This is a genomic window from Nocardia sp. NPDC050710 (assembly GCF_040654375.1).
Taxonomy (GTDB): domain Bacteria; phylum Actinomycetota; class Actinomycetes; order Mycobacteriales; family Mycobacteriaceae; genus Nocardia.
The window spans coordinates 249,388-273,796 of record NZ_JBFAHV010000008.1 but is presented as its reverse complement, the minus strand read 5'-3'; the positions used below and the strand labels follow the sequence as shown (position 1 = coordinate 273,796).

The 24,409-nt window shown below is 63.9% G+C and carries 25 protein-coding genes; 12 read left to right on the top strand and 13 right to left on the bottom strand.

The features are described from left to right. Nucleotides 1–11: 11 nt before the first annotated feature. The gene (locus AB0H61_RS17505) at nucleotides 12–1,019 is read right to left on the bottom strand and encodes an ankyrin repeat domain-containing protein (protein WP_357305154.1); all 1,008 of its coding nucleotides are present in this window, start codon (nucleotides 1,017–1,019) and stop codon (nucleotides 12–14) included. A gap of 448 nt (nucleotides 1,020–1,467) precedes the next feature. On the opposite strand from AB0H61_RS17505, the gene AB0H61_RS17500 reads away from it, so the two are divergent. Next, the gene (locus AB0H61_RS17500) at nucleotides 1,468–1,989 is read left to right on the top strand and encodes a hypothetical protein (RefSeq protein WP_357305151.1); all 522 of its coding nucleotides are present in this window, start codon (nucleotides 1,468–1,470) and stop codon (nucleotides 1,987–1,989) included. A 54-nt stretch (nucleotides 1,990–2,043) separates the two neighbouring features. Here the strand turns inward: AB0H61_RS17500 and zomB are convergent, their stop codons facing one another. Together zomB and AB0H61_RS17490 are read right to left on the bottom strand one after the other, a co-directional pair. Beyond that, nucleotides 2,044–3,927 carry a flagellar motor control protein ZomB gene (zomB, locus tag AB0H61_RS17495; RefSeq protein WP_357305244.1) on the bottom strand — a complete coding sequence of 628 codons (1,884 nt, stop codon included), beginning with the start codon at nucleotides 3,925–3,927 and terminating at the stop codon, nucleotides 2,044–2,046. A gap of 390 nt (nucleotides 3,928–4,317) precedes the next feature. Beyond that, entirely contained in the window at nucleotides 4,318–4,659 is a 342-nt protein-coding gene (locus AB0H61_RS17490; protein ID WP_357305149.1) for a hypothetical protein, read from the bottom strand. 443 nt (nucleotides 4,660–5,102) lie between these two features. Between AB0H61_RS17490 and AB0H61_RS17485 the strand changes: the two genes are divergently transcribed. Genes AB0H61_RS17485 through AB0H61_RS17475 form a run of 3 tightly spaced genes read left to right on the top strand, consistent with a single transcriptional unit; the run spans nucleotide 5,103 to nucleotide 6,558 of the window. Next, nucleotides 5,103–5,864 carry a helix-turn-helix transcriptional regulator gene (locus AB0H61_RS17485; protein WP_357305146.1) on the top strand — a complete coding sequence of 254 codons (762 nt, stop codon included), beginning with the start codon at nucleotides 5,103–5,105 and terminating at the stop codon, nucleotides 5,862–5,864. Then, on the top strand, nucleotides 5,848–6,321 hold the full coding sequence (locus AB0H61_RS17480; protein ID WP_357305143.1) for an NUDIX domain-containing protein: 474 nt from the start codon (nucleotides 5,848–5,850) through the stop codon (nucleotides 6,319–6,321). The genes AB0H61_RS17485 and AB0H61_RS17480 overlap by 17 nt, the downstream gene beginning before the upstream one ends. 30 nt (nucleotides 6,322–6,351) lie before the next feature. Next, entirely contained in the window at nucleotides 6,352–6,558 is a 207-nt protein-coding gene (locus AB0H61_RS17475; RefSeq protein ID WP_357305140.1) for a hypothetical protein, read from the top strand. Nucleotides 6,559–7,002: 444 nt separating this feature from the next. Here AB0H61_RS17475 and AB0H61_RS17470 read toward each other — a convergent pair whose 3' ends face one another. Beyond that, nucleotides 7,003–7,641, bottom strand: coding sequence for a helix-turn-helix domain-containing protein (locus tag AB0H61_RS17470; protein ID WP_357305136.1), 639 nt, complete (start codon nucleotides 7,639–7,641; stop codon nucleotides 7,003–7,005). 152 nt (nucleotides 7,642–7,793) lie between these two features. Between AB0H61_RS17470 and AB0H61_RS17465 the strand changes: the two genes are divergently transcribed. From AB0H61_RS17465 to AB0H61_RS17455, 3 genes are read left to right on the top strand one after another with little or no spacing between them, the layout of a single operon-like run. Then, nucleotides 7,794–8,702 carry an alpha/beta hydrolase gene (locus tag AB0H61_RS17465; RefSeq protein ID WP_357305134.1) on the top strand — a complete coding sequence of 303 codons (909 nt, stop codon included), beginning with the start codon at nucleotides 7,794–7,796 and terminating at the stop codon, nucleotides 8,700–8,702. Nucleotides 8,703–8,706: 4 nt separating this feature from the next. After that, nucleotides 8,707–9,198 (top strand): hypothetical protein, encoded by a 492-nt coding sequence (locus tag AB0H61_RS17460; protein ID WP_357305131.1) that lies wholly within the window; start codon nucleotides 8,707–8,709, stop codon nucleotides 9,196–9,198. Between the two features lie 38 nt (nucleotides 9,199–9,236). Beyond that, nucleotides 9,237–10,046 carry an SDR family NAD(P)-dependent oxidoreductase gene (locus AB0H61_RS17455; protein ID WP_357305129.1) on the top strand — a complete coding sequence of 270 codons (810 nt, stop codon included), beginning with the start codon at nucleotides 9,237–9,239 and terminating at the stop codon, nucleotides 10,044–10,046. Nucleotides 10,047–10,229: 183 nt separating this feature from the next. Here the strand turns inward: AB0H61_RS17455 and AB0H61_RS17450 are convergent, their stop codons facing one another. The 5 genes from AB0H61_RS17450 to AB0H61_RS17430 form a co-directional block, all read right to left on the bottom strand. Continuing rightward, on the bottom strand, nucleotides 10,230–10,982 hold the full coding sequence (locus AB0H61_RS17450) for a TIGR02206 family membrane protein (RefSeq protein ID WP_357305126.1): 753 nt from the start codon (nucleotides 10,980–10,982) through the stop codon (nucleotides 10,230–10,232). 135 nt (nucleotides 10,983–11,117) lie between these two features. Further along, the gene (locus AB0H61_RS17445; protein WP_357305123.1) at nucleotides 11,118–11,987 is read right to left on the bottom strand and encodes a metal ABC transporter permease; all 870 of its coding nucleotides are present in this window, start codon (nucleotides 11,985–11,987) and stop codon (nucleotides 11,118–11,120) included. Between the two features lies 1 nt (nucleotide 11,988). Further along, nucleotides 11,989–12,738, bottom strand: coding sequence for a metal ABC transporter ATP-binding protein (locus AB0H61_RS17440; protein ID WP_357305121.1), 750 nt, complete (start codon nucleotides 12,736–12,738; stop codon nucleotides 11,989–11,991). Then, nucleotides 12,735–13,610, bottom strand: a complete 876-nt coding sequence (locus tag AB0H61_RS17435; protein ID WP_357305241.1) for a metal ABC transporter substrate-binding protein — start codon at nucleotides 13,608–13,610, stop codon at nucleotides 12,735–12,737. The genes AB0H61_RS17440 and AB0H61_RS17435 overlap by 4 nt, the downstream gene beginning before the upstream one ends. A gap of 390 nt (nucleotides 13,611–14,000) precedes the next feature. Further along, nucleotides 14,001–14,297, bottom strand: a complete 297-nt coding sequence (locus AB0H61_RS17430; protein ID WP_357305118.1) for a hypothetical protein — start codon at nucleotides 14,295–14,297, stop codon at nucleotides 14,001–14,003. A gap of 308 nt (nucleotides 14,298–14,605) precedes the next feature. On the opposite strand from AB0H61_RS17430, the gene AB0H61_RS17425 reads away from it, so the two are divergent. Continuing rightward, nucleotides 14,606–15,532 carry a methyltransferase domain-containing protein gene (locus AB0H61_RS17425; RefSeq protein WP_357305115.1) on the top strand — a complete coding sequence of 309 codons (927 nt, stop codon included), beginning with the start codon at nucleotides 14,606–14,608 and terminating at the stop codon, nucleotides 15,530–15,532. Between the two features lie 515 nt (nucleotides 15,533–16,047). On the opposite strand, the gene AB0H61_RS17420 is transcribed toward AB0H61_RS17425, so the two are convergent. Then, a complete protein-coding gene (locus AB0H61_RS17420; protein ID WP_357305112.1) occupies nucleotides 16,048–17,013 on the bottom strand; it encodes an NAD(P)H-binding protein in 966 nt (321 codons plus the stop codon). On the opposite strand from AB0H61_RS17420, the gene AB0H61_RS17415 reads away from it, so the two are divergent. Continuing rightward, entirely contained in the window at nucleotides 16,994–17,347 is a 354-nt protein-coding gene (locus AB0H61_RS17415) for a helix-turn-helix domain-containing protein (RefSeq protein ID WP_357305109.1), read from the top strand. The genes AB0H61_RS17420 and AB0H61_RS17415 overlap by 20 nt on opposite strands. A 366-nt stretch (nucleotides 17,348–17,713) precedes the next feature. Here AB0H61_RS17415 and AB0H61_RS17410 read toward each other — a convergent pair whose 3' ends face one another. After that, complete coding sequence (locus AB0H61_RS17410; protein ID WP_357305107.1) at nucleotides 17,714–18,964, bottom strand: hypothetical protein; 1,251 nt, start codon at nucleotides 18,962–18,964, stop codon at nucleotides 17,714–17,716. Nucleotides 18,965–19,502: 538 nt separating this feature from the next. Between AB0H61_RS17410 and AB0H61_RS17405 the strand changes: the two genes are divergently transcribed. From AB0H61_RS17405 to AB0H61_RS17395, 3 genes are all read left to right on the top strand, one after another. Then, nucleotides 19,503–20,261: a type 1 glutamine amidotransferase domain-containing protein gene (locus tag AB0H61_RS17405; protein WP_357305104.1), complete on the top strand. Its 759-nt coding sequence runs from the start codon at nucleotides 19,503–19,505 to the stop codon at nucleotides 20,259–20,261. 434 nt (nucleotides 20,262–20,695) lie between these two features. Continuing rightward, entirely contained in the window at nucleotides 20,696–21,751 is a 1,056-nt protein-coding gene (locus AB0H61_RS17400; protein WP_357305101.1) for a hypothetical protein, read from the top strand. 516 nt (nucleotides 21,752–22,267) lie between these two features. Continuing rightward, nucleotides 22,268–22,564, top strand: coding sequence for a hypothetical protein (locus tag AB0H61_RS17395; RefSeq protein WP_357305099.1), 297 nt, complete (start codon nucleotides 22,268–22,270; stop codon nucleotides 22,562–22,564). A 267-nt stretch (nucleotides 22,565–22,831) separates the two neighbouring features. On the opposite strand, the gene AB0H61_RS17390 is transcribed toward AB0H61_RS17395, so the two are convergent. Both AB0H61_RS17390 and AB0H61_RS17385 read right to left on the bottom strand, forming a co-directional pair. Continuing rightward, nucleotides 22,832–23,143 (bottom strand): antibiotic biosynthesis monooxygenase, encoded by a 312-nt coding sequence (locus tag AB0H61_RS17390; protein ID WP_357305097.1) that lies wholly within the window; start codon nucleotides 23,141–23,143, stop codon nucleotides 22,832–22,834. Nucleotides 23,144–23,145: 2 nt separating this feature from the next. Beyond that, nucleotides 23,146–24,402 carry a hypothetical protein gene (locus tag AB0H61_RS17385; RefSeq protein ID WP_357305095.1) on the bottom strand — a complete coding sequence of 419 codons (1,257 nt, stop codon included), beginning with the start codon at nucleotides 24,400–24,402 and terminating at the stop codon, nucleotides 23,146–23,148. Between the last annotated feature and the right edge of the window lie 7 nt (nucleotides 24,403–24,409).

The window sequence follows — 24,409 nt, the reverse complement described above, 5'->3', positions numbered from 1 at the left end:
GATGCGATTTGTCAGTGCCAGTCGCGGTTCGGGAGGCGTAGCCAGAGGTCGGGCGGTCCGACGAAGGCGCGCGAGTCGGTGAGCCGCAGGCCGGTATACGCGCAGCAGTACGCGATGGAACTGTGCTGAAACAGGTATGAGGCGAGAATTTCCTCGGCTGAGTCGTCCTCCCCGCGCGGGTAGCTGGCGGGGTACAGGCCTCGGCCGGTGATCTGGCCGTTGTGGACGATGCTGCCTTGGTTGCCGCTCTTCGGGTTGGCATACATCGCATAGCATGTTGTGCCGGCCGAAAGGAGTGTTGAGACGCCGGTCATCCAGGCGCCGTAGGCCCAGGGTTGGACGATCACGCAGCCGCCGGGGACGTCGGTCGCCCACAGCGTCAACTCGACATGGTTGGCCAGTGGATACGTCCCCATTTCCTCCTCGGTCACCGAATCCGCCGAGACAACTTCGGCGTTCAAGCGGCGGACGGCCTCGGCGATGTCGATGCCGGCGACGCAGGCGAGGCTCAGCCCCTCGTACTCGAACTTGCCCAGTGCGCTCGTCAGGCGGTGCCCCTCGTCGACTGCGGCTTGGTCCGAGGCGGACAATGCGTCAGCGATCATCGGATGCGGACCGGCCAGGCTCAGTTTGCCCGAGGACCAGCCGGCCATCATCGGGCGTGACAGATCAGCGCCTGCCTCGACCAAAGCGCGGGCGGTGTCGATGCGGTTTTCGTGAACCGCCCGCCACAATGCGGTGCGGCCCCACGACACCGCGTCGACGTCACTGACCCGGGTCGCCAACTCCGCCACTACTTCCGGGGAACCGTATTCGGCGGCCGCGTCCAGCGGCCGAATCTGGTCACGCAGTAGGAAGTCGGGGTTCGCGCCTGCTTCCAGGCGGGTCCGCACCAGCTCCAAGTTGGTCCACGCCGACCAGTAGATGCCAGCCCAACCGCCTTGATTATCAAGCATGACCGACAGTGTGCCGACACCGAGACGCATCTGGCAAGCTTCCGGCTCGAACCAATGCGTCACGGCCGCTTGCTGCGAAAGTCGGTGAGCGACGGCACTTTTGGATTGGAGGGTTGGATCGGTCGGATCTTTGGTACACATCCTGAGTGGACGTCAATGAGGTCGAGTTCCGAAGCGGAGTAGCCTCACCTTCGAAGAACAAGTAGCCCGCGGTCGAACCACCACGCGCACAGACTCATTGAGCCCCGTCCAGACATCTGGGCGGGGCTCAGTCGTACCTCTGTCAGGCGGTGATGCCGATCGAACCGCGCACTATGCGGCGAAAGAGTGCGTTTGCTATGAGCGGCTGGTGCCGTGTCCGGAAAAGGTTGATGCTGCAACCGTCACCCGGGGTGGCTTGGAGCGGCGCAGACCGTCCGGTTCGTATACCCTCCTCCAGGTCCACTTCGGAAGGGGCGATCCAGCGTGGCTCGCACTCTTCTTCGCGTCGATGGTTGTATGGGGTAGAGAGATGGCGAGTAGCGACGTCGAGCTGGCAGCTCGTTGGTGGCAGTGGGCGATGTCGGTGCCGAACGCCAAGAATCCGGTAGTGGACAAGACCGGAGAGTTCGCCGCGATCGATCAGCCGACGGATGTCTGGTTCCTGGCAGGCACCTTCGGTGGGCGAGTCGAGCGGCAGTGCACGATTCCGCACGGCCGGCCGATCTTCTTCCCGGCTTTCAATATGTTCCAGAAGGTTCCGGACGGATTTTTCGCGCGTGGCGAGGTGCCGGTTGCGCCCGCGGCGTCCGGTCACGCCGCATTGAACGGAGTCCCACTGCCCGTGCGAGCAGTGACCAACGACAAGGCATTCCGGATCACGGCGGCAGCGGGCGGTCCATTCGGTCACGCCGGCCGGTTCAAGGCCAAAGCTTGGGGCCTGTGGGTCCGTCTCGATGATCTCGCGCCTGGCGACTACGTCCTCACCTTCGGTGGCGAATACGAGCCCGGCGGCTTCTGGGTCGAGATCACCTATCAGTTGGAGATCCGCTAGCGCCGCGTCAGGACCCGGTTCATCTTCTCGATGCACGCCGGGTCGTTGCTGGACTCAACCCACGTCGCACCGCTCGATCTCGTACTCCGGCACCCGGTCGATGCGGTACTTGGCGTATTCCACCGACCGCTGGATATTGCGCCGGAATCGGTCGAAGGTGAGCGGGGCGCGGGTAGAGGCCAGCATATCCCGAGTTTCCGGGCAGCTCAGGGCGGTTCGGATCCGGGTCACCCAGCCCTCGTCCAGGAACCATGGCATCCAGGGATGCTCGTCCACCATGCCGGCATCCACGACCACCCAGTCCGAGTCGAGGTTCTTGTCATGGCCGATACGGGCATTTGGGAACCGAAAAGTGTGTGCAGCAAGCGGATACGACAGACCCATCGGATCGAGGACGCGGACATCGAGGGGCATGTTCATGCCGATCATGCCGAGGTTCACGAAGAACACGGTATGCCCGGCGCCACCATCTGGGATCGGTGTCGGAGGAGGGACGATGGTCCAGCTCCAGGACGGCGAATTGATGAGCAGACCGCCGTTCGGGCTTCTTGCGATATCGCCGACCATGGCGCGCATACGCGGGTAGTCCAGGTAGTCCTCGGCGCGGAGCGGGTGATCGTGGCCGGTGGTCTGGACGTAGTAGAGCCGCTCGTCTGCGATGCCGGAGGTGCTGATCTTGGTGTCGGTCTCGATCGCGGTGGCGTTGGCCGCGAACAGCGCCCAGCCCGCGGTTCCAGCGAAAGCTGCTGACACGATCAGGAAGGCCCGGCCGGTGCGGCGCGGGTCCGCCTGCGCGGCCGAAGACTTCAGCGGCAGCACCATGACGGGCAGCAGCAGGCAGAACAGCTGCGGCAGCAGCATCCGGCCGTGCATGAAGTCGCCGCCGACACGGATCTCGTAGAAGGCCAGCAGGACACCGCTGCCGAGCATGAGTGTGACCACCGCGACGGGGGTCCGCAGCCGCCCGCTGAGTCGGTGAATGCGTTCGCGCAGACCCGGTTCAGCATTGCGGTCGGACGCGATAGCGGCATGACCACCGATACGTCGGGACCGCACCGCCACCACCGCCGCCACACCCAGCATCACCAGCGGCACCCACAGCCAGTACGGCCCAACCAGATTCCACAGGTAGACCAACCCCTGCCGCCATTTCGCGCCGCCCGCATCTTTGGCAACAGCCGTATTCGGGTACGGCAGACCGTAATAACCCATGCGCCAGATCTGATAGGTGACCGGCACCACACCCGCCATCGTTACCATCAGTGCACGGAACATCCACGGCCGCACCCGGATCCCAGGCTGTGGCGCGCAGCAGATTATGAGCAGCGCCAGCGCGCCGACCAGCGTCATCTCCGGCCGGATCAGCGGCGCCAGACCTGCGACGAAGGCCAGGCCGAAAATGCTTGCTAAGCAAACTGTTTCGGCGCGGCTCCAGCGGATCAGCCACCACCACAGCACCGCCAGCCAGCAGATGACCAGGCTGGACTCCAGTCCCGAGGTGGCATAGTCGCGGGCGGGGGGCACCGCGATATAGACCAGAGCGCCTGCCGGAAGCAGTAATTGGGTACCGCCGCCATCCCACAACCGGGCCGCGCCCACCATCGCGAAGACGATGGCCGTGACCGACAGCGTCAGCGCGATACCCAGCACCACGTACTCCAGCCGCGCCTGTGTCAGCCAGCTGAAGAACCAGATGAGGTAGGTCCAGGCCGTACTGGTGTTGACTTCGACGCGCTCACCCGCATTGAAGACTGGGCCGTTGCCCGCCAGCAGGTTTCGCACCGTACGCAGCACGGTCAAGCCGTCGTCGGCAATCCAGCGCCGCTCCCAGCCGCCGATCGCGAAAAGCGCAGCGGTGAGCACAATTCCGCCGATGAAAATCGTGCGAAATGGTCGCTGTGTCGGCGGCGCAACCGCAAGCTCTTCGCTCACCACCATGTCGGGCGAGATTGTCAGCTTCACCTAAGCGAACCGAACGCCATTATGGGCAGGAACCATCGTGGACAGCCGGATACCGGCGACCATCCCGCCGGCTACCGCGCTCAGCAGGAAGCCGGAGGACACGAGACCGCCGCGCTGTCCGCGCTGCCAGAAAGGTAACTCATGGATCTCCCCTTCATTGGTACGGACGAACCATACCGTGCGATCCAACGAGCGGCCAAAATCTCGGGGTCAGCCATGCGGCCGGACCTACGTCGAGAACCTTTCGTGTGCAACCACTTTCAGAGCAGCAGCACCGAGCCTGCACCAGCCGGCCGGCTACGGTCGCGGGCCGATCGGCGAGCATCCTGGTGCGCGGGGATTCTGTTTTCGGTGGTCGTGCCGTGATCAGCGCGTGTCACCGGCGAAGATCTGCGGCGCGGAGTTCCGCGCGTGGGTTGTCTCGGGGTTCACGGTGAGTACGTCACAGGTGTTGATCAATTCCTGCGGGATCTCGCCGCCGTCGAAATGCGCTGTGCTGGGCACGATCACGGCGTCCAGGTCGACCGTCCGCGCCGCGTCGATCAACCTTGGGACGGGTCGATCGGTCTTCGCGCTGAACACCACGATCTCGAGCAGGTCGTAGCCGAGTCGCTTGGCGAGACTGCGGATGTGGGTTTCATCCCAGACCTGCGAGACACCGGAGACATCCCGGCGCAAGTATCCGAGTGCAATCGGCGTTGGTCTCATGACCGCCGCCTGCGTCGGCGTGGAACGTCCATCAAGGCGCGTCCCCGTGCGGTATCTGCGAGCCGCCGCCCGGTCTGGCTCAGCTCCCAAGTCTGCGGGTTACGCCGCTTGTTGATCTCTACTAGACCGCTGTCGTGCAGCGCCATCGCGGCCACCCGGACCGTTTTCTCTGTCAGAGCTGCCCTTTCGGTCAACTGGCTTATCGACAGTGGCCCAGCACCCTTCAGTGTCGCCAGCACGATGGCTTCAGCTTCGGTGTGTGGCATTCGTTGCCCCCTAGAGCTTTGTTGGCTAGCACTCGGCACCGGGTCAATTGACGGCCGGTACCGAGCGCCTGACCTGACGCTATGGTCAAGATCTGGACGCCTGAACTGCGCTGAGGACGTTTCATCGGACACTTGGAAACGCCCGAAGCGTCCCCGTTTGTCCCGTAGGGTTCCGGTATGAGCCAGCGCCTCGAATCGGCAATGCTGCGAGCACAACTGGACTCAGCGATGCTTGCCGCAGCTGTCGGCGTAGACGTGAAGACAGTGAACCGATGGTTGGCCGGTCGGATACCTCACCGAAGGACCCGACTCGAAGTAGCACGGGTCCTGAACGAGTCCGAGGAGACGTTGTGGCCGCAGACTCGGCCGGATCTGGGCGCGGGCGCACCGGCCACCGCTGAGGTTGTCAACGCCTACGCTCACCGCGCCGACATCCCCAACGATCTCTGGATGTCGCTCATACTCGGAGCGAAAGAACAGATAGATATCATCGGGTACGCATACCCGTTCGTATTTGAGCTGTTACCCGATGCGGCAGACGTCATCGCTCGAAAATGTCGAAACGGCGCCCAGGTGCGCTTAGCTTTCGCGGACCCTGATTGTGGCCATGTCGCCGAGCGGGACTCGCTGGAACAAATGAATGGCACTTTACCCGGTCGAATCCGTAACGCCTTGAGCATGTTGGGTCAACTTGCCAATGGCCCAGGGTGTCAGATCGGCTTGCATTCGATCCATCTTTACAACTCGGTGTTCAGATTTGACGATCAGATGATCGTCACTCCGTATCTCATCCGCGCTCGCGGCTACCAACATACGGCGCTGCATTTGAGACAACTTTCGCCACACGGCATTTTTTCATCGTTCGCCGATCAGGTAGAACAAATCTGGGGCACCGTAGCCCCTTACGGCCAAGGGGTTATTCATGGGAAAACGGCGTGACTACTACCGGGACCCCAACGCGCCCAAGGCGAACAGTCTGGTGCCAGGAGGATCAGCCCTGGTCACAGACGATCAGGGGGCTATCCTCATGCAGCGTCGCAGCGACTCTGGCAACTGGTCGTTCCCGGGTGGCGTAATGGATATCGGGGAAACCCTCGAACGGTGCGTGATACGGGAAACCAAGGAAGAGACGGGCCTAGATATCGAGATAACCGGCCTTCTCGGAATCTATACCGATCCCGAACACATCATCGAATATGCAGACGGAGAAATCCGTCAGGAGTTCAACATCACGTTCTACGGCCGCGTTTGCGGCGGGGAAATCAAGGTCAGCTCCGAGTCGACAGAGGTTCGATTTATTCAGTTGGAAGAATTGGCAGGACTACCGATACATGACACCGTGCGACTACGGCTAGGGCATCATACCGAAAGGCGGCCCCAGCCTTACCTGGGGTGACAGCAACGCCTTGATTTGCAAGAGTCTCTGGTGACGCTTCGCCTCGATGATCACAAAGTTTATGCCCGCAAGCCGGTATCGGACCATCGCTCGGCGCAGTGCGCTGCGGATGGTTTCGAGCGACAGCGAGGGCATCAATTCGCGCAACGGCAGATCAGCCGCAGCTCCACCGAGACCGCTCGCAGTCGCGCCGTGGCCGAGCAGCATGTGACCGATCTCGTGGGCGATGATGTGTGATCGGCATGCCATTCGGTGTCGGTCCGGTACATGATCACGTCGTTACCATCCCAGGCAATCCACAGGCCACTTCCGGTGCCGCATCCGTTCCCAAGAATGCACCGACGTCGACAGGGCACAATGTGATCGGCAGTCCCCGGTATTCTGCCACCCGCGCGACGTAGCTGTCGCGCAAGCTTTCTCGCATCCGCCTTCGCTGCGACTGTCGGTCATCTCCAAAGAGACGCGAGCCCAACCCGACCACAAGACATCCGGATCGCACAGCGCGCAGAGACGATCTCGCCGCTTGCCGCCATTGCCCGTGGGCGCGGAGAGACCAGCCCCGGTCTTCGTCGGGCACTGGCGGTGCGGGCATTTCGACTCGTCTGCCCGTTCAGTGAATCGCAGGTCCACCGCCGAATGTGTTGGGGTGAGGGGTTTGTCGGCTCGGGCGTGGCTCGTCTGTCATCCAACGGTGTTCAGTACCGCGCCGACTGCTTTGACCATCAGGTCGGTGGTGCGCTGGAGAACGTCGGTGAGTGGTTCGGTGAATTCGGTTGCGGCCCAGTATTCGAAGGCGGCGAAGTAACCCCAGGCGGCCTGTGCGGCGGCGTAGCGGATGGCCAGATCGGCCTCGTCGCGCGCGAGCCGGAGGGCGAGTAGGCGCCGGATGTGGTGTTCCAGACGGTGGATCTGTTGGAACTCACCGGTCCGGACATCGGGTTCGGACGTCATCAGTCGGACACGCCGTCGGATGCGGTGCTCTTCGCCCGGATGCGTGACGGCCGCAATGACGATCGGTGCCGCCGCTGTGACCGCGGCCAGCAGTTCGGCTGGCGTGACCACGCCGGTGTCGGCGGTCAGCAGGGTGAGGGCTTGGGTGTCGACGTGGTCCCAGACGACCAGTTGTTCCTTGGTGCCGAAGTAGCGGTAGATCGTGCTTGCCGAAATTCCCGCTGCGGCGGCGACCTGTTCCACCGACACCTTGCGGTAGCCGTCGGACTCGAACAATTCCAGAGCCACATCCTGGATCTCCAGCATCGCCTGGATCTTCCGGCGCTCGAGCAGGCCGGGTTGTTGTGGTTGGTGGACGGGATCGGGCACCCCGAAACGATACGTGAATGGCTGACAACGACTTGCGGGGCGATCCGAGCAGCGCTAGTCTCTGCAAGTGACTTTCAGTGGGAAAGTGACATTCAGTGGTGGTGGGTCGCGGTCAGGCCGCCGACAGCGGACAGCGCGAGACAGGAGCCGGGGTGGGCAGAGATTCCCTACTCAGCGTCGAATCGGTGAGCGAGCCGGAAGCGGAACGACGCGACCTCGTCGTCAACGGACGCCGGGTCGCTTTCGTGCAGGCAGGCGACGGTGAGCGAGTGTGCGTTCTCATTCACGGCCTGGGCGGGTGCTGGCGGCACTGGGCCGCGACGATCCCGGCATTGGCGCGCACACACCGGGTAATCGCGGTCGATCTGCCGGGATTCGGCGATTCCGAGAAACCGCGCGCATCGACCATCGGCAACGCCGTGGCCGTGATGGACGCGCTGAGGGTCTCGTGCGGGGTCGAGCGGATCGACGTGGTCGGGCATTCGTTGGGCACGTTGGTGGCCTGCGAGGCGGCAGCCCGGCTCCCGCGGACGGTGGACCGGGTTGTGCTGGTCGGGGGTCCGATCACCTCGGTGCTGGCGCTGTTCGACGCGCCGATCGCCACGCTGCGCCGCGACCCTGGGCTGGCGAATTTCCTCGTCGAAGCGGCTACCGCGGGTCTGCCGCTTCCCGCCGCGATCCAGGCGCTGATCACCCGAACGCCGTGGGCGCGCAAATTGGCGCTGGCACCCTATGTGCCGCACCCGGACGACATCTCCGAGGAAGTATTCGGCCACTTCCTGGCCGGTGTGGGCGGTCCCGGCACCCTCTCGACTCTGCGACAGGGATTCGGCCACGACTTCACCGCCGCGCTCACCCTCACCCGCCCGACTCTGCTGATCGGCGGCGAACTCGACCGGATCACCCCCGCGGCCGACTTGCGGCGCTTCGCTGCCGCCAACCCGGCGGTGCAGCGGGTGGAAATCCTTCCTGGCACCGGGCATCTGCCGATGCTCGAGCGGCCCACCCGATTCAATCGGCTCGTCGCCGAATTCCTTTCTCTCGCTCCCGAATACAGGTGAACTCATGACAACGATCCCCGCCAGCGTCGCAGCCGACCTGCACCGTCTCGTCGAATCCGAAGAACTCGGCTCGTCCTTCTTCGCTGCCGCCGCCGACCGCGCCAAGTCCACGCGTCACCGCGACGCCTGGCAGGCCCTGTGCGAGTTGGAGATCCGGACCCAGGCGGGTGTTACCGCCTTCCTCGAACGCGCCCAGCCGCATATTCCACCGAGCAACACCGTCGCGGACACGGTCGGCCGCATCGGCGGCAGCGGATTGCCGCTATTGCCGTACGGACTGCAATTGCGCGCGGTCCGCGAAACGACAACCCGCTACCTGCCCGCCTTCCATCGCCTGGCCAGCTACTACGAAAACACCTCCGAGGCAGCGTTTTTCGACTACGTCGTACGCCACGAACTCGCCATTATCGAATTCACCAGCCACGCCCTCGCCGACGCTCCCGCCGCCCTCGACCCCGTCCTTCGCCTACTCGACCAGCCGGTCCCACGCACCTGAACCGGCTGGCCCGCACCGGACTCGCGAGAGGATGATCGATGGAATACGAAACCGCCGGCAGTGACCTGGAACGGACAGCCCTTATCACGGGTGCCAGCAGCGGTATCGGTGCCGCCTTTGCGCGAATACTCGCGAGGCAGGGTTGGCATGTTGTGGCAGTGGGGCGCGATCGCCGCCGCCTCGACACACTTGCCCGCGAGATAGGAGCAGAGGTCCTGGTCGCGGACCTCTTGGACGAGCATGACCTCGGTGTTGTCGAAGACCGCGTCCGGGATCGGGTGCAGCTGCTCATCAACAACGCCGGTTACACCACCTACGGAGCCTTCGCCGACCTGGAGCTGCAACCCGAACTCGGACAACTGGTCTTGCATGCGGCCGTACCCCTACGGTTGTGTCACGCCGCCGCACAAACGATGCAACGCGGTGGCCGCATCCTCAACATCGCATCCCTAGCAGGAATTGCCGCGGCTCCCGGCCTTGCCTCCTATGGCGCCAGCAAAGCAGCACTGATCTCGTTGAGCGAGTCACTGCATCACGAGCTGCGCGACAAAGGAATCACGGTGACCTGCGTGTGCGCCGGATATACCCGAACCGAACTGCAAACCCGAGCCGGAGTCGACGCCTCAGCACTGCCGTCGATGATGTGGACCGACCCAGAATTTGTAGCCGAGAAAGCCCTGCTCGCAAACGAGCGAGGCCATGCCATCGTTTCCCCCGGCCGCATCAACACCCTGACGGCAACGCTGCTGCGACTCCTGCCGCGCTCTCTGGCCCGGCATGCGGCGGCCAGCACCTACGCAATGGTTGCTCCCGTCGGACAGGATGAACCAGCCAACAGGATGCCCTGAGCCGCACCTCGGGCTCGTCCGCTCGCCAGTGCGTCGCGCCCTTCCTGCACGTCATAGTCGGCTCCGACAAGTACGCACCTCAGCATGAGCGAATGTTCGTCTGCCGCTGTTGTTCCGATTTCATCGGCAGAGGTTGTTCGGCTTCGGAACTCGAGTGCGTTGCACCGTCGGCTGCGGCACGAATCAGCCGTGCTCGGTGCGCGGCGAGCTTGTCGGCGGGTCAGGAGCAGGTGACGTCGGCGTCGCCGGGGATCGGACCCAAGGCCAGGTCATCAAGGCCCAAACCACCAGCAACACCACAGCCACCGTGCCCAGGTACCAGGGCCACGGTCCGAGCACATCGAGTAGCGACGGCGTCGAGGGTTTCCGGTTGACGAAACCGTAGTTGCTGTCGGCGAGAGAGTTGAAGACGAACGTGATCGCGACCCACGCGACGGTGACCGCCACGGTGAACCAATAGCTGCGCCAGTCCGGACGCATACCTATGCCCCAGGTCAAGTAAATCGCGGCCCAGACCACGGCCAAGTGGATCGCCCAGAAGGCCAGGAACTCGTAGTGCGGGAAGTCGGGGCTCTCCAGAGCCGGTGATATGAGCGCCTGCGTACTCAGGGTAAGACACCAGTAGTAGGTCAGCGCGTATGCCCAGTGTCGGTGTGACCACAGCGCGTAGCCGGCGACGAGGGTCGCGAGGTCGGTCAGGCGCAGTGGAACCGAGCGGCCGAGAGTCGGAGGGAACATCGTGGCGAGGTAGATCGCCAGATACAGCGCCAGCGTCACCGCCCCGAAGGTGCGGCTGAAACGCCGTGCGGCGTCGGCATTTCGATGTGTCCGTCCGATGACGACGACCTGCACCGCGCCTACTGCGAAGACGGCGAGCACAATCCAATGCGACAGCCCGTAAGCGGAGAACTCCCGCTGCGCCGTGGGTGCGTCCACCTATCCAGTTTAGTGGCGCGGCCCCATGGGTTTCGGGGACGCGCAGCGGGGCGAGTCCACGTGCGTGCCGATATGTCCCGCCGGTCCGTCTGCGTTCACCCGGTCCAGGTCAGCGCGGTTCCACGATCGCGTCGATCAGGCCGCGACGGCGGTGCGACGGCGGGCTGCGGCGATGCGGCGGCCGATAACGCCCTGGCGCGGGGCGAATAGGTACACCGCGGTGAAGGCGACGCCCTGGACCACGACCACCATGCCACCCGGCGCGGTGTCGAGGTGGTAGCTGACATACAGGCCGATCACCGAGCACAGGGCGGAGATCGAGGGGGCGATCAGCAGCATGCGGCCGAAGCGATCGGTGAGCAGGTAGGCGGTCGCTCCGGGAATGATCAGCATGGCCACCACCAGGATGACTCCGACCGCCTGGAGCGCGAGGACCGCGGTCAGGGCGAGCAGCGCGAGCAGCGCGGTGCCGAGAAGGCGAGGTCGCAGGCCAATGGCGTGGGCGTGGGTGGTGTCGAAGGCGTAGAGGGTGAAGTCGCGTCGTTTCAGGATGAGGGCGGCGAGGACGATGACGGCGAGGACGGCGATTTGGATGAGTTCGTCGCTGCTCACGCCCAGCAGGTTGCCGAAGATGATGTGGTTCAAGTCGGTATTACTCGGCGTCACCGAGACCAGGACCAGACCGAAGGCGAACAGGGTGGTGAAGACGATGCCGATGGCCGCGTCTTCCTTCACTCGACTGGTGTTGCGGACGATGCCGATCAGTGCGACGGCGAGGAAGCCGAAGACGACCGCGCCCACCGCGAAGGGCGCGCCGACGATGTAGGCGAGGACGACACCGGGCAGCACCGCGTGCGACACCGCATCGCCCATCAGGGACCACCCGATCAGCACCAGCCAGCAGGACAGCGTCGCGCACACCACGGCCGTGACGAGGCTGGTGGCCAGCGCCCGGACCATGAACTCGTAGCGCAGCGGATCGACGAAGAACTCCACGAGGGACATGTCAACCCGCCTTCGGGAGCGCATCGCGCTCCAGCACATCGAGGCCGAAGGCCAGTGCCAGCTTCTCCGGGCGCAGGACCTCGCGGGAGTCGCCGTGCGCGAGCACTTTTCGCATGAGCAAGACCGATTCGTCGGCGAGGTCGGGCAGGGCGTGCAGGTCGTGGGTGGACACCAGGATGGTGGCTCCGTCCACGGCGAGCTCACGCAGCAGCGTGGTGATGGTGGCTTCGGAACGCTTGTCCACTCCGGCGAACGGTTCGTCGAGCAGCAGAATCGTTGCACCCTGGGCGATTCCGCGCGCCACAAAGGCGCGCTTGCGCTGTCCGCCGGACAATTGCCCGATTTGACGGTCGGCCAGGTCGGTCAGTTCCACTCGCTCCAAGGCGTGTGCGACAGCTTCGCGGTCCGCACGACGGGCGCGGCGAGTGAAGCCCATGTGGCCGTACCGTCCGGTCATCACCACATCGCGCACCGAGAGCGGGAAACTCCAGTCGACGGCCTCGCTCTGCGGCACGTAGCCGAGCGTTCCGGCGCGACGCGCGACCGCGGGATCGGCCCCGTCGATGCGGACCGTGCCCCGATCGGGGCGCACCAGACCCATGATGGTCTTGAACAGCGTCGACTTGCCGGAGCCGTTCATGCCGATGAGTCCGCACACACGTCCCGGGTGCAACGTCAGATCGACGCCGTCGAGCGCCTGCACCTCGCCGTAGTGCACTGTGACATTACGGATTTCGATGCTGGGAGTCATGACCGGGCGCCCGTCAGCGCGGCACTGATGGTCTTGGCGTCGTGCCGGATGAGATCCAGGTAGGTGGGCACCGGCCCGTCCGCCTCCGACAGCGAGTCCACGTAGAGCACACCGCCGAACCGCGCACCGCTCGCCTCGACCACGCGCTGCATGGGGGCATCGGACACGGTCGACTCGCAGAACACGGCGGGCACCCGGTTCGCGCGGACGAAATCGATGGCCGAGGTGATTTGCTGCGGCGTGGCCTGCTGTTCGGCATTGACCGCCCAGATGTACTTCTCGGTGAGCCCGGCATCGCGAGCCAGATAGGAGAACGCGCCCTCGCAGGTAACGAGTGCGCGCTCGTTGGGCGGCAGCGTGGCGAGGGTGCCGACCAGTTCGTCGTGGATCTTCTGGAGCTCGGCCTGGTAGGCGGCGCCAGCGGCGCGGAAGTCGGCGGAATGCTCCGGATCGAGGTCGCTGAAGGCGCGAATCATGTTGTCCACGTAGGCCTTCACATTCAGCGGCGACATCCACGCATGCGGATTCGGCTTGCCCTGGTACGCGTCCTCGGTGATCGACATCGGCGTCACGCCCTCGCTGACGACCACATGCCGTACGTCGACATCCTCGACGAACTGTGCGAACCATGCCTCGAGGTTCATGCCGTTGTCGAGGATGAGATCGGCGGTCGAGGCCCGGCGAACATCTCCCGGAGTCGGCTCGTAGCCGTGAATCTCCGCGCCCACCTTGGTAATCGATTCGACGGTGAGATGTTCACCCGCGACCTGACGGGCGATATCGGCGAGCACGGTGAATGTGGTCAGCACCACCGGCTTCTCATTCCGGTTCGCGGACTCGCCACATGCGGCAAGCGTGGCAGTCAACGCGATGACGCCGAGTAGCGCGGCGAACACGCGAGCCGGAGTGCGGAACAACGGGTGGAGCAAAACCTTCACACGACGAATGATAAATTTCGGCTCACCTAAATTTCAAGTTCAAGGACTCCGAACAGCGCTGGTGATTGCCGTCACACAGGGCCTAGCCGCGACGACTTCGCCAACCGCAACTCGAGCGCGGGCAATCGACCGGGACGGAGTGTGGCATCGCATAGGCGAGCCCGAGGTGGGAGGCCGCGGCCCGGTTTGGCGGGCCCAGCGCGGAAGTCCAGGCAGAAAACGTGGCATCAGATATGCGGACTTCGGGTGGGGTCCGGGCGTGGCATCGGGTTGAGCTCGAAGTGGGAGGTCGCGGTATTGGGATTGCCCGACCTGGATCGGGCCTCATTCTGGTCGGAAGGCGCCGAACTGGTGCGGGTCCTGCTCCTCGACGATGTGATCGAGGGTGACCTCGAACTCGGTTTGCCCGGTCTCTGACGCCATGGCCCATGGTCGCTCGGTGGTGATGGTGAGCGCCGTCCGCCCGTCTGACAGAACCCGTGTACTGAGGACCTCGCAGCCCAGCGAGACACGCACTGGGTAAGCCGTATCCGGACGCAGGCTCCAGTCCGGGGTGAACATCGGTTCCTTGTCGATGAACAGGTGCTCTGCACCATGCATATCGGTCAGCCGGACCTCCACCACGCCAGGCTGTGGCTCGTCGTCAACCCACCGCAATGCCTGGCACCAGACTTTCTCACGAGATCAGCATTTCATGGAGCCCGCCGCCGTGCTCATCACCAGAAGGTATTCGGCTTCGGAACCTGGCTGGGAGCGCTGACGGGACCGTATGCCCGCGCTGTCACCGGTAGCCGTATAGAACGCGTAAACCGATATCGTATGGCGCAGGGGATATTCGGTAGTTTGTTGAATCAAATGACAAGAAGGGCACGCCTGTTCAGGACGGAGACCGGTAGTGGGTGGCGATCTGCTGCCCACTCGGGGACTCCATGCTGCGCAGTATCAACCACTCGTCGGGCAACCTCCTCGCCGATCGCCGTGCGAGCTATGCTGCGGCGCTCGGCGCCGAGCACGCCTTCTCCGAGGCCGCCGAACTCATGGCGCAGGCACTCGAACTGGTGCCCGGCTGGGTGGCGGGCTGGCACCTGTTGGGCGGCTACCGGGCGGCGGGTGGCGACATATCCGGGGCAATCGCGGCGTGGCACGAGCTGCTTACCTTGGATGAGCACGGCGTGTTCGCGGCGCGGCTGAAGCTCGCGGCGCACGGAGCGATCGTCGATGTGCAACCGCAACCTGCCTACGTCCAGACGCTGTTCGACGACTACGCGCCACGATTCGAGGAGTCGCTGGTCGGCAGGCTCGCCTACCGGGTCCCTCAGCAGCTGGCGACAGCGATCGAGCAGGCGAGCTCGGGGCGCGGCTTCGGCCGGGTCGTCGATCTCGGGTGCGGGACGGGGTTGATGGGGCAGCTGCTCAGACCGCTGGCCGACCGGCTCGAGGGCGTCGACCTCTCGGCCGGGATGCTGGCCGAGGCGCGTCGCAAGGGCATCTACGACCGGCTCGAGCAGGACGACCTCACGGCGTTCCTTGCCGACGAGGACGAGGCGTTCGACTTGATCGCTGCCGCGGATGTGCTCAACTATGTCGGGACGCTGGAGCCGGTGCTCACAAGTGCGGCGCGAGCGCTGAGTCCCAATGGGCTGATTGCCTTTTCGCTGGAAACCCATGCGGGCGACGAGCCGGTCCGGGTTGCGACTTCACTACGGTTCCAGCACACGCCGACGTCCGCGCTCGCCGCTTGCGAGGAGTGCGGACTCGATGTGCGCGTGTCCCGGGCGACATCCCTGCGGCTCGACCGCGGCGAGCCGGTCGACGGGATGATTGTCGTGGCGGCGAGCCGATGCGATCGGCGTTGAGCCGCAACTGCCGGAAGATCGCCAGCCCGCAGTCGTGGCAGAAGGGGCCGGGCTCTTTGCGGAAGCGCAGCGGCACGATCAAGCCGAAATGCGAACGAAAGGTAGCGCGCGCCGCGGGCATGACCCCGCAATGGACGCACCGCATATCTGTACCGGGCTGCGACGCCGCGTCCTCACACCGCATGTCGGACGTAGTCACCTGATCGATCCCCCGGGATGAAAGTGGAACCGCTGTATTCAAACATCGCACATGAGTACAGCGACATTCGCTGCCGAGAGTTCGCCGCCCACCACCTCAGCTGCTCGCACATCGGCAGAGAGTGCGTTGGATGGGGTCGAGTTCCGGTTCAACGTATGAGGCTCTGGGAAGAAGTAGCGCAGTCGGCGTATCGCTTCTGGTAGAGACTCGGCTGAGCCCCATCCGGAGATTTGCGGGCCTCAGTCGTTTTCTTGGCCGGCGGTCGTGGCCGTTCCGAACCGCGCACTAAGCGGCAGAATAGGATGTTCACAGTCGCTCAACGGAAGTCGGCTGCATGGTCTTCGGCCCACTGCGCATAAGTCCGTGCGGGGCGACCGAGGATGTCCGCGATTGTGGTCGACACCGACTGTGGTGACTCAGCTGCGGCCTTCCATCCGTCCAGGATCGCCTCGGCGACGAAGGGTGGCACGGTTTTGACCAGTTCTTCGCGCGCGTCGTCGACGGAGGATTTCTCGATGGCGATGCCGCGGCCGAGGGCCTCGCCGATGTGTTGCACTTGGCGACGCATGGTGACCGCCTCGGGGCCGGACACGATGTAGGCGTGGCCGTGGTGGGTCGGCTGGGTCAGCGCGGCTACGGCGAGCGCTGCGACGTCTTTTTCGTGGACGGGTGCGGTCTGCGCGTCGGGATACGGCAGGCGGATGACGCCCGCCTCGCGGATGGCCTTCTGCCACAACCATAGAGTGTTGGTTGCGAACATGCCGGGGCGGATGAATGTCCATTCCAGATTCGATGCCTCGAGGGCGGATTCGACCCGCATGTGCATCCAGGCTGTGGGATTGCTGGTGGGGTCCAGGTCCACGACGGCCACCGACGATAGCAGCGTAACATGTTGCACACCAGCGGATTCGGCGGCCGCTACGAAGCCGTCGATTCCCGCGGGCTTGGCGTAGAGGAACACCTTGTGTGCGCCATCCAGTGCGGCGGAGAGAGTTTCGGGGCGTTCCAGGTCGGCCGCGACAACCTCAGCTCCCGGTGGAAGTGTCGTCATGTCAGGGTTGCGGCTGGTCAGACGGACTTGCGCGCCAACGGAATTCAGGCCGTTCGCGACGTGGCGGCCAATATTTCCACTGGCTCCGAAAACGACTGTCAACATGGCCAGAAGAGTAGGGCCGAGAATTTGCCTTTGGTAAGTACCTACCTGCAGGTAAGCTGCCGGGATGGCGGTAAGGTCGCAGGTTCGACGCCCCACCGCGTCCGGTGTGAGTGACGTACCTAACATCGAATGCTCGGCGCGTGAGCTGGTCGATGTCACCAGCCGCTGGGGCGGCCACATTCTGAACGCATTGCAGGATGGGCCGTTACGGTTCTCCGAGTTGCACGCTTCGATCGACCGGATCAGCGACAAGATGCTGTCGCAAACGCTGCGCATCCAGATCCGTGACGGGCTGGTCACGCGCACCGTGGAACCCACCACACCGCCACGGGTGAGCTACGAGCTCACCACCCTCGGATACGGCCTCACCGAGTCGCTGCAACCCTTCCTGGCATGGGTCCGCGTCCATGCCGCCGAAGTAATGGCCGCACAACAGCATTACGACCAATGCCACACCTGACCGAACGGTGCACATTCACACAATGTCTACGCGAATGTGCGATACGTTCGGCCGCAACAGCCCAGGGTCACTTGCTCAACCGCACTACAGGGCGTCCGGCGCGGTAACGGAGTAGCGGTTCTCGCCTGCAGAGGTTATTCGTCTTCAGAACTCAACGCGCCGGCAAGTGATGGATGTCCCGGTGTGATACGGATCCAATGCGGCTGCCTTGCAATGCTTTCTGGCGTAGCGGGCCGTTCACGGTCTCTCTGTCGTGGGTGGTTTACGAATGCACGGGTACCGGCTGATGTCAATGGGGTCGAGTTCCGGTTCAACGTATGAGCATCTGGGAAGTGGTCGACGGTCCGCGGCTTGCGAACGAGACCGCTAGAGGCCGGTTGCGGACTTGATGGCCGCGGCAGCAAGTGCGGTGCCGATTGCGGTTGCCGCGCCCAGTGCCCAGGTCCCGAGCTTTGCCAAATGGCTCATGACTTTTGGGCCATCACCTTCGTCGGCGGCCGTCGCGGCGGCTCCGACCTCGGCAACGGCTGCGTCCTCCTCGCGAGTGGAGGCGAGACCTCGCAGATGTTGGCGAAGACGCTCGAGCTCAGCTGCGAGAGCTGGTAGATCGCTTGATTCGTTGTCGTTGCTGAATGCGTTCCAGGTCTGTTGAAACTTGACGTGGTGCACATGGGCATTCGGGCCCTGGATTGCCTGGCCGGATGACTGATACTTATCGCCCATCACTATCTCCTGAACGTATGAGCGGGTGCGTTCGTCGTAGACCCCTTGTAGGTCCACCAGCGCCGAAGCATAACGGTCGACGGCTTGCTGATCGGGCAGATCCAGGAAGTCTTCTTCGAACAGCTCGAACTCGCCGTGCAGGACGGTCTGCAAGGTCTGGTCCGGCGGGATCGGCCGAGGTCGATATTCGGGCGGTGGCCATCCTTGGGTGGCGTGCGGCCGCTCGGTCAATGTGATGGTCGGGATCGCGATCCCCGCGAGCAAGCCGTCAGCGTAGGTCGGGTATGGCCCCTGGAGGGCGACCGCGACGTTCGCGTTCCGCAACAGTTCGTAGCTCGCGTAGGGATCTACATTGTGGGGAAGCGTGAGGCAGTCGTAGTCGGCATCGGTTTCAATCCATTCGCGCAGCCCGCCTGCCATTTCGGAGGGGAGATTCTCGAGCCCGACGAGCACGCATGCTCGTTTCGCCGCGGATGGGCGAAATTTTGGCGGATCGAACTCGTGCATAAAAGTCTTGAACGCCTTGAGGACGTGACGATGCTCGCGGACCTCACGGAGATACCAGCGAGATGAGAACCGTTGCTGGGCCAGTCGCGCGGAGAGGGCGGAGGTCGGGATCGTGTCCTCGACGAAGACCAGAAGCGGAGTTCCGGTCTTCACGGCAAGGTTGATCTCATAGAGGATGTGCGGGGACGTGCCGTCGGCCCGGCGACTCAAGACTGCGATCATGCCATCGCTCGCATTGAGATGTCGCTGGAGCTTCGCGCTGTTGACTGCGTCGGAGGGAGGATCGAGGCTGAGGCTCAATCCCTCACTGCGGATCAGCCTGGCGAAGAAGTCGACGACCGCGGCGTCGCGCTCTCGGTAGCTGTGTGCGAAGTAGACGATGCTCATCTGACCGCCGAAGGGTTGCCGTTTCCACCGAATGCTAGACGAGCGGACGGCCGGAGCGGGTTAGGTATGTACGGCAAGTCGACGTGCCTATCGACGGGGGCGCCGACAGGCGGTTCAAGGGATTGTTCGGCTACGGAATGCGGTCGTGAATGCCAGGCCGGATCCCCGAAACCTCTCGCCGATCGAAATGTCGTCTGGCGTCCTGTCTGCTCTGATCGCCCGGCGCGCAGAACGACGAAACTCACGGCGGCATCTCGGCCACCGGATAATCATCGTGCAATTTTCCGTATGTTCGGTAGGCCCAGATGATCTCGGCCAGTTGATATTTGGTCGCCTTCCCTACGTTCCTCCGGAGGATCGATTACCCGCATTACGCCGCCACGTCCGGTCGATCTCGTGGCCGTCTTTCCCGAGCTGTCACCACTGGCGCGCACCGCGATGACCGAATTTTGGTTGCTGCGACCACAAGGTTGGAGCAGGAAGGCGTCTGGCCTGCGGGTCCGCTGGAAGCCGGCTTGTCGTGTGCAACCATGATCGAGTGCAGGTCTTGATGCCCCTTCCCGACCGCGATTTCGATGTCACCGAGGTGGCGGTTCCGTGGCGGTTGCTGCGAGATGCGGGCCATACGGTCACCTTCGCCACCGAGCGCGCCGGCACACTGCCTGCGGCTGACCCCAAACTGTTGACCGGGGTGATCTTCGGACAGCTGGGGGCCGACCCCGAACCCCGGGCGTTCTACGAGGAACTCACCCATTCGGCCGAGTTCGCCTCGACCGTCGCGTGGAAGGATCTGGACCCCACCGCCTTCGACGGGATGATCCTGGCGGGTGGGCATGCGCCGGGGATGCGTCAGTATCTGTCCTCATCGGTACTTCAGGAGCGCGTCGCCGAATACTGGGCATCGGGCAGACCTGTCGGCGCCATCTGCCACGGGGTCGTGGTGCTGGCCAGAACAATGGATGGCACCGGACGCAGCGTGTTGGCAGGTCGCCGCACCACGTGTCTGCCGAAATATATGGAGCGGACGGCCTACCTGAGCACGGCGTGGAAACTGGGCCGCTACTACCGCACCTACCCGGCCTATGTCGAAGACGAAGTCAGATCTGTCCTAGGTGACCGCGGTGTGTTCGAGCGAGGTCCTTTCACCCTTGTCGCTCGCGGCACCGCCGACGATGACACCGCCGCGTTCGTGGTGCAGGACCGTAACTATCTGTCGGCGCGGTGGCCCGGTGATGCGTACCTGTTCGGCCGTCGATTCCTGGCGCTGATGGAGGCATCCCACCACCCGGACGCATAGGCGTACGGGTGGACGAATGCCGTCACATGGCGACCCTACCGCCTCCGCACTCGACCGGGTCAGTGGTGGATCACCTCACCGAGCCGTGGCAGCACGAGACGCCTCCAACTGCGTTCTGCAGCATTGCGAACCATCTTCTGTCGACGGTCTTCGATGTCGAAACCCGTCTACGTCAACAGAAGTCGCGTGCCACGACCCTGCGGGTGCATTGTCCAGTCGACAATCCACCGGGCGGGGTGCGCGGCCTGCAGATGTATCCAGCTGTAGGTCAACTGTTCACACGGCCGGGCCGCCAGCACTTCGCAAACAATCTCATCGATCGATGAGTCCGGGATGGTGAATCGGAAGCGAAGTCACGATCCGCATCGAGACGGCACCCGGGCCTGCGTGGTGGTTGTCCGAGGGGACCGATAGATTTTCGCGAACGAACGAGGATGGAAATGGTTGTGGCTGACGATGCTTGGGCGAGCCTGCTGGCGGACCTTCCGCACGTGTTGTTCCCGGAATGGGATGATGACGAAGAGCTGCTCTGGCCCGAGAATGGCGATAGCCTCCAGGTGCATGACACCCGGACTGGACAGCAGATAGTGTTCTGGGCCGAGGACAAAGGCCTCGATATCCGAGTGACTGTGCCAGCGGATGAAACGGCGGCTGCCCGTCTGAGGACAGTGCTCGAATCCCAGCGAACGAACTCCTTCGCGATGGTTCGTGACTATGAGTCCGGTCGTATGGTGCCACTCGAGGAACCGTTATGGAGCCCCGTCGAGATCCGGGCTGGCGGTGATCGAGCCGTCGATGAAAACCGCGCGCACTGCGCCGATTACGCGCGGGAGTGGAGAACCGGATGGCGCCACGGCGCCGACTCTCGGAACGAGGTTGCAGCAGCGATCGTGGCGGTGTTGCGTGACGGTCTGGGTACGACACCCGAGCAACTACGGGTGACCTCTTACAACGACCGAGGTCCGACCACGACGCAACGTATGGGTGGGGTCGCGTCCAGCCGCCCGACTTCGTCCGGCTTACCGGCACGGTGCTCAGGATGGGACGAGTTCGTCACCCGGTTCGAGTGGATACTGACCACGCTGCCTTGGTTGGGCAATGTCATCCTGTCCGTTCGGGGGAAGAGCACCCAGGACGCTCAGTTCATGCAGTTCTGCAACACCGGGGGAAATGTCGACACCGAGTGCATCCTCTGGGACCAGGCCGGTTTGGAACTTCACGAACTCGACCGGCGTATGGGCGCGCTTGGATGGCGTTGGGCACCAGATCATCTCGGGAGCCGCGAGGATCCGGTCTGGCTGGGCCCGCCGTCCGGAAGGCAAACCAGACACCCGGCCATGAGTGACCTGGCAGTCCTGACGATGACGACGCTCCGGGACGTCGCCGGAGTCGAGGATCCGAGCGGGCTCGTGTTCGAAGCGTTCTCGAATGCCCGAGGAGTCGACGACATGTCCTATGTAGGGGCTGAGCTCGGCATCGATGCCGGATGAATCGTGCGAGCGCCGAAGGAACGCCAGCATGCATAGGGATTACATAATCGGCATTCCAGAGCGATCGTGCGAACCGCCTCGATCGAACACGCTCTCACGAACAGGTTGTTCTCACTGCCGATACCTGCCGCTGGCTCGGTGATCCGCGCTGCCGCGTCGGCGTTTGCGAAACAGCCCACGTCCGAATCGCCGACCGGAAAGCTCATCAACGCAGCCCCGATCCGCAAACACTGTTCACCGAGTTCTGGAAGCAGAGCTTCCATGATGTCGGCCTGCGCGGTGGCCGGATAAGGGTTCTGGACTGGTGAAGTTGCGTATTCAACTGTCGCGAGCTGTCGATGGTCAACTGTCGGGTGACCGGAACCGAAGCCCACCTAGGTGGGATCGAACCACTTCAAGGGTGCATGGTCGTGCACCCTCGGTGCCCTTTCGGCGCGGTCCGGCGTCAATGAGGCTGGACCGCGTCACCACGACAGCGGGACCGCCTCGCCGTGCGAACACGAAGGAGCACCCCATATGACGACCGATCAGCACTCGACCCGCCGCACCCGCCGGTCTCTCCGCGCCAGGGTGGTTGCTGCGGCATTCGCCCTGCTGGGCGTGGGCCTGGTGACGGCCAGTGTGGCCCGGGCCGATCAGGAACCCAACCCGCGCACCTGCTCCTCGCCCAACCTGGCGTGTGGCCAGCAGCCCGATCGGCCCCCCGGCGGCCACTCCAACCTCACCCCGGACGGCGGCAGCCAGAACAACCTCACCCCGGGCGGCGGCATCAACCTCACTCCCGGTCCGTCGACCGGATTCCACGGCCGCTGACCATGGTGTCAGCGTGTGGCCCCGCCGCACTGGCGAGGCCGCACGCCGTCCGGTCGCCGTGCCGTGCCGGTCGAGGTAGCCCGCAGCGCGTTGAAGTGCGGGTTCGCGGGTACGAATGACCCCCGCCCGGTTCCTGGGCTCGAAAGAGTGCGTCGCTCGGGTGAGCGAGTGCGCTGTTTCGATACAGCATCTGCCGGATGAGTGCTGTAGCCACTGGTGAGCGGTTCTCGCGTCGATAGTGGGTGTCGGTCCGGCCGACGACGGTTTTCATCGGAGCTCCCCGTTCTTGACCGCGATGACCGACAGGGGCGCTACGACCGGCGGTTGGGCGAGCAGTTCGGAACCCTCGCCCAGGATCAGCTTCGCGGCCTGCCCACTCATATGGGCCTGCTGCGCCTCGGGTGAGGTGAAAACGTCGACCAGGTAGAACGTGGACGGATCGGTGGCCGAACGACTTGCCAGCCACACGGGCGTCCCGTCCTCGGCCTGGATGTGCGGCAGGGCGCGTTCGAGGATATCGACGAAAGCATCGGCCTTCCCCTCGGCAGCGGTGAAGGTGACCAGGATGGGTGTGGCCATGATCAGGCCTCGAGCGTTACCTCGGTCCACATGTCACCGTTGACGGCGATCTTGCCGGGTACGACATCGGGTGCCACATCTGCTCTGATGACGGTGTGATCGTGACTCGTGAGTGAATCGACGAGCGATTTCTTCGGTATGGTCTTCGCCCATCGTTTGACGAGCCCGAACGGTATCATCGCGTAACCTTGTGTCTGCCAATCCTTTTCGACAAAACGCCGCGGCGTGGCATTGTGCGAACCGTGATGTCCGACCTTGTACAGGGCGAGGCGGGAAACGAGATCGACGTTCCGCGTGTCGGACAGTACGTGCTCCCATGCCCCCTGCTGCGCGTCTCCGGGAAATAGCAGCCGGGTTCCGGAGATATCGAGGACGAAGAAGATGCTGGTGTTGTTGACCGCGTTCTCGAGAATCGAGGCGGCCCGTAGTAGGCGGTCGTCGTCATCGATGAGTTTATCCAGCTCCAGATCCGCCTTCGCTCGAGGCAGCCTGCCCGGCAATGGATTCCGCGCGATATAGCGCGGGTTGAACAGCAGTGTGGGCCTGCCGTCGGTCTCCGCCGAGGTGCCTGCGCGTACCAACGGCCACGACTGCTTCGCCGGCGGATCCATTCGCTTGAGGAATCGGGCATCGCGGGGAGGCCCGAGGATGTGTGCGACGAGCCCGACGCGATCCACGGCGATCTTGTTCGCTGTTTCGTCCTTGCTCGGCAAGAAACGCACCCGGTGGGGTGCGGCGAACCCGCTGTGATTGCGACCCAACAGACGATCGGTCGCGGCGGCGTTGCCCCGCGAGTTCAGCGCGAATCCGTATGCCTGTTCGACGATCGCCGACATGTGACCGTCGCCCAGTTCGTGGACGCGCCTGTCGATGAGTCCGAGCAGGCGATTGGCGGCGTCGTCCTGTCCGCCGCGGATTCGTCGCGCGTCCTCGTCCGCGGGGTCCTCGACGAATGGCACCCACACCTCGTCCACTGTGACCTGCTCCCATTCCTCGCAGGCGAATCCGGTGATGTGATCGGCGTGGTGATGGGTGGCGACCACGATGTCGAGATGCGGTTGGTGATGGGGATCGGCCTCGGTGAGGTCGGCGATGATCGCCTGCACGGAGTCACGGATCGGGCGCGCCTGGCCCTGACTGTGGACGCCGCAGTCGACCAACATCCGCCACGTTTCATGCTTGTGCCGGACTGTCACGGTGAAGGCGTCACCGAATCCGACGTTGTACATCCGGACGGCAATCGTTGTCGGCGTTGACATGTCGTAC

Coding starts and splice junctions, on each gene's coding strand:
- AB0H61_RS17460 (WP_357305131.1), top strand. CDS start 8,707: ATGACAACGATCCCCGCCAGCGTCGCAGCCGACCTGCACCGTCTCGTC.
- AB0H61_RS17395 (WP_357305099.1), top strand. CDS start 22,268: ATGACGACCGATCAGCACTCGACCCGCCGCACCCGCCGGTCTCTCCGC.
- AB0H61_RS17480 (WP_357305143.1), top strand. CDS start 5,848: ATGGGAAAACGGCGTGACTACTACCGGGACCCCAACGCGCCCAAGGCG.
- AB0H61_RS17385 (WP_357305095.1), bottom strand. CDS start 24,402: ATGTCAACGCCGACAACGATTGCCGTCCGGATGTACAACGTCGGATTC.
- AB0H61_RS17485 (WP_357305146.1), top strand. CDS start 5,103: ATGAGCCAGCGCCTCGAATCGGCAATGCTGCGAGCACAACTGGACTCA.
- AB0H61_RS17390 (WP_357305097.1), bottom strand. CDS start 23,143: ATGGCCACACCCATCCTGGTCACCTTCACCGCTGCCGAGGGGAAGGCC.
- AB0H61_RS17490 (WP_357305149.1), bottom strand. CDS start 4,659: ATGAGACCAACGCCGATTGCACTCGGATACTTGCGCCGGGATGTCTCC.
- AB0H61_RS17455 (WP_357305129.1), top strand. CDS start 9,237: ATGGAATACGAAACCGCCGGCAGTGACCTGGAACGGACAGCCCTTATC.
- AB0H61_RS17410 (WP_357305107.1), bottom strand. CDS start 18,964: ATGAGCATCGTCTACTTCGCACACAGCTACCGAGAGCGCGACGCCGCG.
- AB0H61_RS17440 (WP_357305121.1), bottom strand. CDS start 12,738: ATGACTCCCAGCATCGAAATCCGTAATGTCACAGTGCACTACGGCGAG.
- zomB (WP_357305244.1), bottom strand. CDS start 3,927: ATGGTGGTGAGCGAAGAGCTTGCGGTTGCGCCGCCGACACAGCGACCA.
- AB0H61_RS17420 (WP_357305112.1), bottom strand. CDS start 17,013: ATGTTAGGTACGTCACTCACACCGGACGCGGTGGGGCGTCGAACCTGC.
- AB0H61_RS17425 (WP_357305115.1), top strand. CDS start 14,606: ATGCTGCGCAGTATCAACCACTCGTCGGGCAACCTCCTCGCCGATCGC.
- AB0H61_RS17445 (WP_357305123.1), bottom strand. CDS start 11,987: ATGTCCCTCGTGGAGTTCTTCGTCGATCCGCTGCGCTACGAGTTCATG.
- AB0H61_RS17400 (WP_357305101.1), top strand. CDS start 20,696: ATGGAAATGGTTGTGGCTGACGATGCTTGGGCGAGCCTGCTGGCGGAC.
- AB0H61_RS17500 (WP_357305151.1), top strand. CDS start 1,468: ATGGCGAGTAGCGACGTCGAGCTGGCAGCTCGTTGGTGGCAGTGGGCG.